Genomic DNA, 12,751 nt, shown 5'->3' with positions numbered 1-12,751 from the left:
ATAATTTATATATTTGTATTTAGTATGGTATGAATTTGAACAATTGTGAACAACTTGGAAATAATGTTAACAAAAAAAGCATAAGCCCCAGCTTATGCTCAGATATTTATTCATTTATATTTCTTCTGTGTGTACCGTAAATTCAAACTTACTTCCCTTTCCGGCAGTGCTTTCCACCGTTATGCTCTCACCCATTATATTGAGTATCTCTTTTGCAATGGAAAGGCCAAGTCCTGTACCTTTTTTTGAACGTGACTTGTCACTTTTATAAAATCTGTCAAAAATATATGGTAAGTCATCAGGTGAAATGCCTTCACCAGTATCTTCAACTGAAACCGCAACATATTTTTCTGCTATCTTTGTGGATATTTCTATAGTTCCGCCTTTTTTTATAAATTTATAAGCATTATCCAGCAATATTACCATGACCTGCTCAATCCTGTCATAATTGGTATAAACCTTTGGAACTGGGCTTGCAGAATATACAAGACTGATTTCCTCGTCATGCAGCCTGTATCTTTCATATACCATTTCCAAGAGAGCTTTTAAATCTACCCTGCTTTTATCAATAACCGCCCCATCGTTCTGAAGCCTGGACAATTCCATAATATCATCCACAAGCCTTGAAAGTCTCAGGCTCTCCTGATAAATTATATTATAATATCTTTTAATATCCTTTTCGTCAGTCACAATGGAATCCATAAGTGGCTCAATTAGCCCTCTTATAGATGTCAGCGGTGAACGAAGTTCATGAGATACATTGGCCACATAATTTTTTCTCATGCTTTCCAGTTTTTCTAATTCAGTAATATCTCTAAACAATATAACAGCACCTACTGCAGAGCTTTTCTCATCCTCTATTGAAGCTATTATTATTCTTATAATACGTCCATTAGCAGTACTATTTTTAACGATAGAATATTTTCCCTCAATAACCTGTGTAAGTTCTGTCAAATCCTCAGATATTATTTCTATGTCATCCACACACGTTTCCTTTATATCCTCCTTTAAATTAAACATGTCCAAAAACACTTTGTTGAAATGCGTTATATTTTTATTTTCATCTACTGCAATCATGCCCTCTTCAAGGCTGTCCAAAACTTTTTGAAGCCTGTTTCTTTCTATAAAAAGCTGTGATACATTTCTGTACAAGTCAACAGACATCTTATTTAAGGTTCTTCCTAAAAAACCTATTTCTCCTTTCAGAGTTTCATCAGCCCGAATCGAAAAATCTCCCTCAGTCATAGAAAGAGCCACCTCTACAACATTCTTCACAGGTTTGACTATTCTTTGTAAAACCATGTATGAAAGAACCGAAATAAAAGGAATAACTATAAACAAAGAAATAATCACAGCCTTCATAAAACGCATCCTGTCAGGCAAGAAATCAGCTGCACACTCCAAAGCAAATGCGGCACAAATAATTTGATTTTCCTTTACAATCGGTATCCCCACAAGCACCAAAGGATTATTCGGATAATCGTATAATTTAACAACCGTTTTTTTATTTTTTAAAATTTCACTGATTGAATCATTTATTTTTTCTTCTGTAGTATTATCTGTTTTTTCTCCTGTGTTTATAAGAATTGTACCGTCAGAGTTAAATATAATATATTGTCTGTTATTTTCCTCCACGGAATTCATTATAATGTTTTCATATGTATTTCTGTCAATATTTCCGTCAATATAATTAAGAGTGTTCTGTTCCACAAGAGAAAGAGCCGGAATAAGCTGCTTCCCCATATTATCCACTTTAATACTTTCCGACATTACAGCACCCAAAAAAGCTACAAGCACCGATGATATCATCAGTGCCAGTGAAATTAAGATTGTAAGGCGTCTGGTTATTGTATTTTTCACTGTTCCACCTCGAATTTATATCCAACTCCGTACACTGTCTGCAGACTCCAGCTTGTACCATCCTGAGGCAGCTTTGATCTTATTCGCTTAATGTGTGTATCAACGGTACGTGTGTCACCGTAATATTCATATCCCCACACTCTGTCAAGTATCTGCTCTCTTGAAAATACTTGTCCCGGATTAGAAGCAAGAAGGTATAGTATTTCAACCTCCTTAGGCGTTGAAATTACAACTTCATTCTTGTACGTAACCTGATACTTTTTAATGCTTACTTTCATTTCGCCAAACAAAAGGGTCAATGATTTTCCTTCTACTGCATTTTCAGTAATCCTTCTTCTTACAGCCTTAATCCTGGCCACTACTTCCCTGGGGCTGAAAGGCTTTACTATGTAATCATCCGCTCCAAGCTCCAGGCCCAAAATCCTGTCAATTTCCTCGCCCTTTGCAGTCAGCATAATTATCGGCACCGTGCTTGATTTTCTTATTTCCTTGCATACGTCCAGCCCGTTTATTTTTGGCATCATAATATCAAGCACAACCAAATCAGGTCGGTTATCTTTGACCTGCATCAAGGCATTCTCTCCGTCATAGGCCGACATGCATGCAAAGCCCTCATTTTTTAAGTATATTTTAAGAGATTCATGCACCACCGGATCATCATCACATATCAAAATATTGGTATCTCTCATCTGTCAACTTCCTTCTTATAATTTTTGTCTCTATGCTATGAAAAGTATAACACAAAAATATATAATTGATAATATTGTTTTTCCAATAATTAATTCCACATTGAGTATATTCTAAGTTTGTTGCAAACGAGCTTCAGTTCAGCAAATAGCTTTTAGTCAAAGCAAACGCAATAGTGTCTCTAAAGCATGGAATCAATATCCTTCGTATCGCACATTTCTTGTTTTAGTAATTGGTAATATCCTGTAGTAGAAACCGCAAATGCACTAACCGCATCAACAATTATATCCTTCATTGTATCCTCCAAAGCTTCTCTTCCAACCAACGGAATTCCGTTTTTCAGCGTATGTTTTTGCATATTAAGAGATAGCAAGCCGTCAAAAGTAAATTCATAAATCTCCCAAGCAGCTCCTGCTGCCAATGCAAAGCAAAAAGCAAACATTGCAACAAAAAACGGACTCAATTTTAGGTTAATGTAACTGGCATCGTTTAAAAAACTCACAAGCCAAAACCCTAGCGCCCCAAGCATGGCCCCGCTGAATGCATGCAGAATTGTATCCCAGTATGGTATCAAATAGTAGAAATCCCGAACTTCTCCCAAATATATTGCACAAAATAAAAATATAAAATATAGCACTTCCATATTATTTGGAATATCTATTGAAAGCCGACGTTCAACTATAGATGGAATCATCATTACAATCAGTCCTAGAATACACTGTATAAGCATAAGAACATAATCACTTTTTATTTTAACATGAGCATCCGAAACGGTAAGCTCGGAAGGTGCCATTATTATTCTTACTATCGTATAAGCAATAGAGATTAATAAAACAACAAATAAGAAGTAGCCCGTGATATTCTTCCAATTTCTTTTCTTTTTTTCATTGATTCCCGACATATTTACCTCTCAGTATTCATTAAGTTTGCAACTAATTATATCCTATTATCCTTAATATTATATTATGCTGTGCTTTAGTATTCTTTTTTTTTCTTATTTATAAGACGATTCCCATTTCACTGCGGAAAATATCGCTAAAAAAAGGAGCAACATATACATTAATATGATACTCCTTTTTATTCTCCAACAAATATATTATTATTCCAAAATATAATTCAAGACAGCATCATTACCATTCATAAAATCCTCTATGGAAGGGCTTAACAGTATATCCGGCGTATATGTATTGCTGCCGTTCGTTACATATTTTATACAAAACAACGACCATCAGGTCGTTGAATATGCATAGTTGAAAATTTTAAATTTTCAGTATATATGTAATTATAAGAAACAAAAGTTGCGTCATTTCAATGATTGTTCCTTCAACTGAATTCGGAAGCTTTTTTATTTTTTCATCCAAAATGCTCACAACGGCAGCAAGTACAATATATGTAAGTGCAAGTGAAACAACCAATCTGTAATTAAAAACGGCAGCTGTAAAAAATGAAATTCCAAATGCTGCTATGATATGGTACCGCCCGCAGTACTTCATGATCGTCGTGTTGCTCTTGTTACGTTTTATTGCTGAGCTTGATATAATGAGACCTGAGTATCCTGCCGAAGCCATGACTATCAGTGCTGTGGAAGAGACAATTCTGAAAATAGAAAAATACATTAAATTAACCAATATAATACCGATCAGCCCTGCAAGCTGCTCTGACTGATTTTTTGGTTTTATATAATAATTTAATGTTTTGTAGGTATCTCTCATAGTTACGGTTTTTGTAACTACATTATAATATGAAAGGATTAAAGCACTTACAAAAAACCCATCATAGAATATTTTCAGAGACGAAATAATAAACGCAATAAAGCCGATGGCAATACCAATCAAGGGCAGTGCCATTATGCCGCTTTTATAATCTTCTTCATTTTCCTCTGCGTATATGGTAATATCAACACAAGTATATCTTTTCAGCATCAACACAATGCCTATTACAATACTTCTCAAGTCAAACATGTCTCTACCCTCATTATTTTTACCATTATAACACATATGAAAAATTTATTAAATATGTTATTTTCAAACAATATGTATTGTTAAATTAGCGAATAAAATCTCATCAGTATAAGATATGCTTCTTGGTATGTGCAATAATTGTGAGGCTTGAAGCTTGTTCCATAGCCCTTAAGCAGCCCTTTGCTTGATGCAAAATATATAAGGTTTTTTTCAGATTTGTTAACACTTGAAATGTCATCATAATTAACAGCCTCGTAGTCGGAAATATCAACACCCAGTTCATTTCCCAGATAGTTAAATATTCTTGCAATCTCAAGCCTGGTTATATATTTATTTAAATCCGACAATCCCTCGGCATCAATTAATCCTATCTGATATGCTTCATAAAGCTTTTTTTCTTTATAATCGCTCACGTTAAAATCAATGTTTACTACATCTGCACAACTATTAACAAAAATTTCACCTTTTACAGGGTCAATGGATACATTGCCCTCATCGCTAATTAAGTTGAAAGTTTTTACGAATTCTTCTCTGCCAAGCTTTTTTTCTATTACATTCAGAGTCAGTACATAAAAATCTTCTCTTGTTACATAGGATCCATACATTCCGTCAAATTCTTCAGGAATAAGAGCTGCCTCTTTCATAGCTTGTATAGTATCTAATGCCCAAGAATCAGGTTTTTGCGGTAAGGCTTCAAGCCACATCTTTGAATCCGCAGTTACGGATTTTAAACTTTCATCTAAAGCATGTGCTAAAACCTCAACCTTTTTATGTATAACGGTATAATTATCTTTATCAATAGTTCTTACAATATTGGGATGAATTTCATTGAACCATATTAAATCCACAACTTCATCTTCAAAGCTAAGGGAGGCATGTTTATTTACAAATACATTTTCATAACCATCTTTCCATGCACCGTATGTATAACCCTCATTTAATTTTTCAAATTCCTTTTTAATTTTGTCATAGCCGTAAGAATTAAATAAATAATCACTTATAAAGCGTCCCATCTCATAGACAAATCCTTCCTCAGATGCAACGCAAGAAGCATTATACATGCTGCTTTGAAGTGTATTTATATATATATCAGCCGAATGCTCATTTAATTTATATTCAGAAAACAAATCCTTTATTTTTTCAGTCTTATTTATTATAATATTTGTTTCTATACCATTATCAAAATAGTATTGTGTTATTTCCTTTATAACTCCATCCGAGAACCTGCTTAACCCTCGTTCAAGAACCAGCAGACATTCTCTGTATCTTACATATTCCCCGTCATCCGGAATAATTATATTTATATTGTAATTACTTTCAAGATTTTTAATTAATTCTTCTTCATCTGAAGGTTCATATGCAAGACCGTATGCATATGTTCCTATAAAGCATATTGCAAAGGCAACACATAAAATTCTTATTAGTTTTATCATAGTTTCTACCTCGCTAATTTGGATTTTATTGCTTGCGTTAGCGTGATTATTAAAAAATTATAACATATTAATAGTTTATAATCAATAATAAAATTGTAAACGTTTACTTAAAAAATCCTGTAAAAATTTGTTTCTTATTGTTATACTATTATATTATAGAGAAAAAAAATTATGAAAAAAACTTGCTTAAGGATACGAATATGAAAATTACAATAATTTCCGTAGGAAAAATTAAAGAAAGATTTTTTACAGACGCAATAAATGAATATTCAAAAAGACTTACAAAATTCTGCAGGCTGTCAGAAGAGATAATACATGACGAACGAGCTGACGAAAGCTTTTCTCCTGCAGAAATAGAACAGGTTAAAATTAAAGAAGGTATAAAAATATTAAATAAAATACCAAAAAACACTTATATTGTCGTGTTGGATGTAAAGGGAAAACAACTTACTTCAGAAGAGCTTGCCGAAAAAATCAATTCATTGGGAATTGACGGAATTTCAGATATAACGTTTATAATAGGCGGCAGTAACGGTCTGTCCAAGGAAGTTCTGGATGCTGCAAATTTCAAGCTTTCATTTTCCAAAATGACATTTCCGCACCAGCTTTTTAAAGTAATTTTAATGGAACAGATATACAGAACATTTAAAATTAATTCAGGTGAGGCATATCATAAGTAACTTTTTTTGTCATTTATGATAACCGCTACTAACATCGCAAACGCAATCATTAATGTTAAAGTATCATATATTGACATAGGCTATCGAAGCCGAAATGGTTATATACTTTCTGTGATAAATAACAAACATTGCCTATAACTTTTCACTTAAGCAAATATTAAATAGTTCTTCCATTTTACTATAATTGCACAAAAAAGAATCTTTACAAGCTTCTAACATTAGGTTATTATCTATTTTTCTAAAATCAATTCTATAATTGAAAAACAGTGCCAATTCTCTAATAAATTCTCTTTGACTACGTCCATTACCCTCTCTGAAAGGATGAAGTGCATTTATTTCAGAAAAATAATAAGCTAATTTTATTATCATTTCATCTCGACCCAAACTATATAAATAGTTGTCCTTCTTCAGACTTTCAAAAATACTATTAGCCTGTTCTTCAATATATTGAGCCTTACAAAACATATTTCCCTTAGATATATTTACTGTACGAATTTCACCAGCCCAATGATAAATATCTTGAAATATATATTTATGAATTGCCTGCAAATGTCTTAAGTCAAACTCACCTTCAATAGGAGTGTCAATCAAATCAGAAATACGTAACATTGTAAGTTTTCTTTCAGCTTCAATCAATATCTTACTATCTCGAATATTTAATTTATTAGTCAATACATCGGAATTAGCATAGCAATATACATGATCGCTCATTCTTATTACTCCTTGGTATATTCAGAAATTATTTTTTTCCGAATTTTATCAGCTGAACTCTTATCATTCCTATATTCTTTTAATAATAATATATCTTCTTTTGTTAAATTCATATTTTCCATCGCTAAAGTCGCAACTATTTCAGAAACTGCTTCATCTTCAGCATAGCTGGTTTCATTAAGCTTCACTTCAAACGGAATGCTTTTAGTCATAATAATTTGTTTTAATAGCATATTTACAACCGTAGATAAATTAGTACCTAACTTTTCAAGTATTTCAGATGCTAATTCCTTATCGCTTTCTTCCGCTCTCACTTGAATATATGTTTTTGACATAAAATCACCTCATCATAATTATACCTCATTGTAATGACAACATCAATACAATTTTATCTTTTATGAATAATTAGTCGTCAATAATATATGTTACGGAGAGGCATCATAAGTGCTATGCCTAACTTTATGTAGCAAAATGCTAGCTATTTTACTGAATTGCAAAATTTTTTCAGCTCACTTTTTATTTCCTCTGAAAGGCTGTGCCACCTGATTCCTTGTATTGCTCCCTCTAACGCGCACAGTCTGTTAATGCATGCAGAATTATCATTAGCCTTAATTTCAAGCCAGGCCTGTTTGCTTCCGACTTTCTTTAATTGTTCAGTTGTATTTATACCGATTTCATTAAGCTGTTCTTCAAGTTTAATTCCTATATTCGGTAATTTGCTTAATTCTCCCATTATTACCTCCTTCACAAGTTTTATTAGGCAACAGCAGTTAATACAATAATATAATAGCCATACGCTAACGTCATAAAGCTTCACTCCGCTTCCGACTCTATAAATGGTGAGTACATCATCAGCGCATGGTTTTCTGTTATATATTGTTCTTCTATTAATTCTCCAGACAAGTTATATTTTTTTCTGTAAAGCTCGTTGTGCCTGCTAAATGCTCCCCAGTATTCGCTCTCAAATCTATGGTTCTTTTCAACTATCTCATATCTGCTGCAGGGCTTGAAATCAGTCAGCCACTTGCCCTCTAAGTATGCGTCTCCAACCTTAACTCTCAGCTGAAAGTTATCTTCAGTATCATTTCTTATCATCAAATCCCTGTATGGATAAACGCAGGTTGCTCCACTGCCGAAAGGCTGAGTGCGGTTTGAATCCGGGAAAACATCAAATGAGTGGCGATATCTTTCCACAACCGTCAGCGGAGTATGAAGAGTCATCCAATATATCAGATTTGACAATTGACACAATCCTCCCCCAATTCCCATGGTATAGCTTCCACAATATAAAACCATGCCTTGTACATAACCTTTTCTTGAAGTAGGATTACCTATACACTTCCAATAGCTGAAGGTTTCTCCTGGCTTTATTATTATTCCGTCAATTTTTTTAACCGCAAGCTTCAGATTGATAATTTTATTGTATTGATAAATCATATCAACTTCCTTAAGCTTTCTGATCAATGGAGTATTATGAGAAAAATATTCATATTCCAAATTGCTTTCGGATTGATGCCCGGCATATTTATACTTACCTGAATGCCACAGCATGTACCGCAAAGCTGTATAATATACCTTCCCAGCCATCAAACGCATTTTGTTTCTGTTAACTGGTTTTATAGTCAAATTGTCGGCTTTCTTCAATTAACTTCCCCTTTTAATATTTTTGAAAGTATTCATCTTTTAGCATAGAGTAAACCACCTGATCCAAGTATCCTCTCTCGGATTTGTAATTCTGCCTCAGCACACCATCCCTGTGCATTCCCACCTTTTCGTAGAGCTTTATTCCTGCAGAATTATCAGGATATACGTCCAACCAGAATTTGTTCATTTTAAGATTTTCAAATGCAAACTTAAACAATCCTGTTATTACTTCACTACCATATCCCATTCTTTTTTTTGAGATAACAAATCTCCTAAGCTCAAATCGTCTGGACTTATTATCCAGGTGAATAAGACAGAACCCTACGGTTTCGCTATCTTCCTTCTGCTTGACAACAAAGAGGAAAAAGTCACTGTTCTTAATTTCTTCCTTATGCTCTTTATAAGTGCCTTTCCATACGAAGTTCCTGTTATCTTTATGATTTTCCAACTCCATAATTGTATCTATATCTGATTCCTTTGCATCATCCAAGTACAGTCTTTTAGTTTCGATCATTTTTGCCCCCTGTTAATTCTTATGTTTACTATATAATACCATAATTTGTGCTGCTATAAAAGAAGTTGTCCTGAAAGTAGTCCTAATTTGATTTCAATGCACTTCATGTATTTATTATAACCGCATTTCAATGGTATTTTCTTTAAACCCTAATGTTCTGTAAAACTGAATTGTATTTTCGTTTTCATATGCAACTATTATTGTAATATTTGTGCACCCATTATTTTTCATCCACTCTATATGGCTGCTCATCAGGCTTTTACCAATTCCACACCCACGGGCACCTTCATATACATGTAGAGAGTGAGTTTCTCCTTCAACTCCATTAAAAGTGGATATACAATATCCCAATATTTCTTTGTCTGAGGAATTTTCGGCAATTGTTATTTTTATGTGGTCTTTATCAAAGACACCAAAATTATTGATTCTCTCTTCAAAAATCAGATTTGAATATATTTCTCCAAAATTTTTTGATAATCTTTCATGGTACTCTCTGTTCTTTTCCCACAAACACTTTATAATTGAAACATCGCTGAATGGTATATCTCTGCAACAAAACATTTTATTCCTCCCATGTTTTTAAATTATGTGTTGCACTTCCTTCAATGCTAAAATCCTATGGTATCGTTATCTCCACATATTCATTTTTACATCCTTAGGCCATAGAAATATCAAAGCCATAGAAATATTATATAATAATCAGGATAATATTTCCACTGTTTACTTTAAACTGTAATTACATTTTATAAAATTATTATGGAACAATAGATGTATTGACACATAAAATTATTTTATCAAAATTAATTAGGAGGCATCATATGTGTGGTATTGCAGGATGGATTAACACCAAAGCAAAAATCTCAGGCAACATGGAAATAATGAAAAACATGACTGATAAATTATTATCCAGAGGGCCGGATAATTCCGGCTACTATGAGGATGAAAATATAATACTTGGTCACAGGCGTTTAATAATTGTTGATGCTGAAGGCGGAGTACAACCAATGATAAGGCAGATAGGGGAGCACAAGTTTTTGATGGTGTACAACGGCGAACTTTACAACACGGACGATTTAAGAAATGAACTAAAATTAAAAGGATACAATTTTGAATCATATTCAGATACGGAAGTGCTGCTTGTCTCATATATTGAGTGGGGTCCAAACTGTGTTAATCACATAAACGGCATTTTTGCATTCGGTGTTTGGGATGAATACAACAAAACTTTCTTTCTGGCAAGAGACCATTTGGGAGTAAAACCATTATTCTACAGCTTTAAGGATAATAACCTTTTATTTGCTTCTCAGATAAAGGCCATACTTGCACATCCCATGGCAGAACCTGCTATAGGAGAAGAAGGAATCATGGAAATACTAGGCCTTGGACCTGCACGTTCATTGGGCAGCGGAATATTTAAAGATATTAAAGAAATTCCACCTGCTCACTACCTTTTTTACAGAGACGGCTCAACTATGCTCAGAGAATATTGGAAACTCGAAGCAAAACCTCACGAAGAGGATTTCAAACAAACAAAACAGTCTGTTAGAAATCTGTTGATTGATGCTGTTGAGAGACAGCTTGTCTCTGATGTTCCGTTATGCACATTTCTTTCAGGCGGACTTGATTCAAGCGCCATTTCCTCAATATCTTCTAAATACCTGGCTAAACACGGTAGAGAAATACTCAACACATATTCCATAGATTACAAGGATAATGACAAGTACTTTCATTCTAATATGTTCCAGCCAACTTCCGATCAGCAATTTGCAGTAAAAATGTCCGAGCATATTAAAAGCATTCACCATACAGTAGTACTCGACAACTTAAAACTTATGAACGCCCTTGAGGATGCAGTCAAAGCAAACGATCTACCAGGAATGGCGGATATTGATTCCTCACTGTTATTATTCTGCAGAGAAATAAGAAAGAATTTTACGGTAGCCCTGTCAGGTGAGTGCGCTGATGAAATCTTCGGAGGATATCCATGGTTTACACGCCCTGAAGATATAAGTTCCGATACATTCCCATGGTCAAAATCAACAAAAGAAAGACGTGAAATCATTAATAAGGAGCTATCACATCTTCCGATAGAGGATTATGTAAATCAAAAGTATCACGATACTATCATCAAAGTATCTAAACTCAGCGGTGAATCAAAAGAAGAATCAAGAATGAGAGAGCTGTTTTATCTTAATATAAAATGGTTTATGATGGCGCTTTTAAACAGAAAAGACCGCATGAGCATGGCTAACAGCCTTGAAGTAAGAGTACCGTTTGCTGATTACAGGTTAGTTGAATACGCTTTTAATATTCCTAATAAATTTAAATTTTACAATGGCAGAGAAAAGGGTCTTCTAAGAGAGGCATTGAGAGGAATGCTTCCTGATTATATTATAGACCGAAAAAAATCTCCTTATCCCAAAACACATCATATTGATTACACAAATGCTGTTCAAAGCAAAATGAGAAACATCCTGTCAGATAGTAACGCACCTATTTATCAGCTTATTGACAAGGAAAAGGTCAGCGATATAGTAGAATCCGGAGGCAAATCCTTCAAAAAACCATGGTATGGTCAACTTATGACAGGCCCTCAGCTCATTGCCTACTTTATACAGATTAATACATGGATGCAGGAATTCAATGTAACCATTAAAAAGTAAGATATAATTATATTTTTTAAAATAGTGTACATGTCGTAACACTTTGAAATATGTCGAATATGATATTAATGAGCTTGGCTCAAATTTAAAAAGAATAAGGTGTTATAATGTGTTGCAATAATAGATGTAGATGTAGATGTAGATGTGGAAACGGTCAGGTTATGGGAGAATCTGAAATTCCCAGAATAGCACTGAGAGGACCCGGATGCATAAGCGGCACAGGACGATGCGATGTGCTCGGAACTGGCGGAAGAAGATGTAACAATATATTAGGTGCCGGAGGAAGAAACTGCGGAAATTTCAGAGGCACCGGAGGCAGCGGATGCAATAATAACACTGCCGGAGCTGGCGGAAACCGCTGCAATAATGTCCAAGGCTCAGGCGGAAGCAACAGATGCCACAGATGCTGCTGCGGATGGCTTTGGAATTCACTTGAAACTCCTATAACTGTTCCCAGATAATATACCTGTCGGTATGTACTACTCATAAAGCTGCTGAAAAAGCAACTATTAGCCCGATTCAGTAATTCATTTCTCTGTTATGTCTAAGCGCTTCGGGCAACAACTAAGTCAACTTGAAATTTTTCAGCAGCTTACTA

General features: G+C 34.2%; 15 protein-coding genes. 3 read left to right on the top strand and 12 right to left on the bottom strand.

Annotated features, from left to right (window positions below):
* Nucleotides 1–114: 114 nt before the first annotated feature.
* The 5 genes from RBQ61_RS08870 to RBQ61_RS08850 all read right to left on the bottom strand — a co-directional run bounded on the left by RBQ61_RS08870 (nt 115) and on the right by RBQ61_RS08850 (nt 5,941).
* Nucleotides 115–1,860, bottom strand: coding sequence for an ATP-binding protein (locus RBQ61_RS08870; RefSeq protein ID WP_308136980.1), 1,746 nt, complete (start codon nt 1,858–1,860; stop codon nt 115–117).
* Nucleotides 1,857–2,549, bottom strand: a complete 693-nt coding sequence (locus RBQ61_RS08865; RefSeq protein WP_308136979.1) for a response regulator transcription factor — start codon at nt 2,547–2,549, stop codon at nt 1,857–1,859. The genes RBQ61_RS08870 and RBQ61_RS08865 overlap by 4 nt, the downstream gene beginning before the upstream one ends.
* A 179-nt stretch (nt 2,550–2,728) precedes the next feature.
* Entirely contained in the window at nt 2,729–3,448 is a 720-nt protein-coding gene (locus RBQ61_RS08860; RefSeq protein ID WP_308136978.1) for a hypothetical protein, read from the bottom strand.
* A gap of 358 nt (nt 3,449–3,806) precedes the next feature.
* Nucleotides 3,807–4,508 (bottom strand): hypothetical protein, encoded by a 702-nt coding sequence (locus RBQ61_RS08855; RefSeq protein WP_308136977.1) that lies wholly within the window; start codon nt 4,506–4,508, stop codon nt 3,807–3,809.
* Between the two features lie 80 nt (nt 4,509–4,588).
* The gene (locus RBQ61_RS08850) at nt 4,589–5,941 is read right to left on the bottom strand and encodes an S-layer homology domain-containing protein (RefSeq protein WP_308136976.1); all 1,353 of its coding nucleotides are present in this window, start codon (nt 5,939–5,941) and stop codon (nt 4,589–4,591) included.
* 200 nt (nt 5,942–6,141) lie between these two features.
* On the opposite strand from RBQ61_RS08850, the gene rlmH reads away from it, so the two are divergent.
* The gene (gene rlmH / locus RBQ61_RS08845; protein WP_308136975.1) at nt 6,142–6,621 is read left to right on the top strand and encodes a 23S rRNA (pseudouridine(1915)-N(3))-methyltransferase RlmH; all 480 of its coding nucleotides are present in this window, start codon (nt 6,142–6,144) and stop codon (nt 6,619–6,621) included.
* On the opposite strand, the gene RBQ61_RS17640 is transcribed toward rlmH, so the two are convergent.
* The 7 genes from RBQ61_RS17640 to RBQ61_RS08815 form a co-directional block, all read right to left on the bottom strand.
* A complete protein-coding gene (locus RBQ61_RS17640; protein ID WP_374049911.1) occupies nt 6,612–6,698 on the bottom strand; it encodes a putative holin-like toxin in 87 nt (28 codons plus the stop codon). The two genes, rlmH and RBQ61_RS17640, sit on opposite strands and share 10 nt — an antisense overlap.
* Nucleotides 6,699–6,753: 55 nt before the next feature.
* Nucleotides 6,754–7,332 (bottom strand): Fic family protein, encoded by a 579-nt coding sequence (locus tag RBQ61_RS08840; RefSeq protein WP_308136974.1) that lies wholly within the window; start codon nt 7,330–7,332, stop codon nt 6,754–6,756.
* Between the two features lie 5 nt (nt 7,333–7,337).
* Nucleotides 7,338–7,667 carry a type II toxin-antitoxin system RelB/DinJ family antitoxin gene (locus RBQ61_RS08835; RefSeq protein ID WP_308136973.1) on the bottom strand — a complete coding sequence of 110 codons (330 nt, stop codon included), beginning with the start codon at nt 7,665–7,667 and terminating at the stop codon, nt 7,338–7,340.
* Between the two features lie 143 nt (nt 7,668–7,810).
* A complete protein-coding gene (locus RBQ61_RS08830) occupies nt 7,811–8,065 on the bottom strand; it encodes a TfoX/Sxy family protein (RefSeq protein WP_308136972.1) in 255 nt (84 codons plus the stop codon).
* Between the two features lie 80 nt (nt 8,066–8,145).
* Nucleotides 8,146–8,928, bottom strand: coding sequence for a VanW family protein (locus RBQ61_RS08825; RefSeq protein WP_308140101.1), 783 nt, complete (start codon nt 8,926–8,928; stop codon nt 8,146–8,148).
* Between the two features lie 61 nt (nt 8,929–8,989).
* The gene (locus RBQ61_RS08820) at nt 8,990–9,490 is read right to left on the bottom strand and encodes a GNAT family N-acetyltransferase (RefSeq protein ID WP_308136971.1); all 501 of its coding nucleotides are present in this window, start codon (nt 9,488–9,490) and stop codon (nt 8,990–8,992) included.
* 114 nt (nt 9,491–9,604) lie between these two features.
* A complete protein-coding gene (locus tag RBQ61_RS08815) occupies nt 9,605–10,051 on the bottom strand; it encodes an N-acetyltransferase (protein ID WP_308136970.1) in 447 nt (148 codons plus the stop codon).
* 257 nt (nt 10,052–10,308) lie between these two features.
* Between RBQ61_RS08815 and asnB the strand changes: the two genes are divergently transcribed.
* Nucleotides 10,309–12,153 (top strand): asparagine synthase (glutamine-hydrolyzing), encoded by a 1,845-nt coding sequence (gene asnB, locus RBQ61_RS08810; RefSeq protein WP_308136969.1) that lies wholly within the window; start codon nt 10,309–10,311, stop codon nt 12,151–12,153.
* A gap of 161 nt (nt 12,154–12,314) precedes the next feature.
* Nucleotides 12,315–12,614, top strand: coding sequence for a hypothetical protein (locus tag RBQ61_RS08805; protein ID WP_308136968.1), 300 nt, complete (start codon nt 12,315–12,317; stop codon nt 12,612–12,614).
* Nucleotides 12,615–12,751 lie beyond the last annotated feature (137 nt).

The sequence above is a fragment of the Sedimentibacter sp. MB35-C1 genome (assembly GCF_030913635.1).
GTDB lineage: Bacteria > Bacillota > Clostridia > Tissierellales > Sedimentibacteraceae > Sedimentibacter.
Note: the sequence above shows the minus strand (reverse complement) of the source record. Positions and strands in the feature narration are given on the sequence as shown.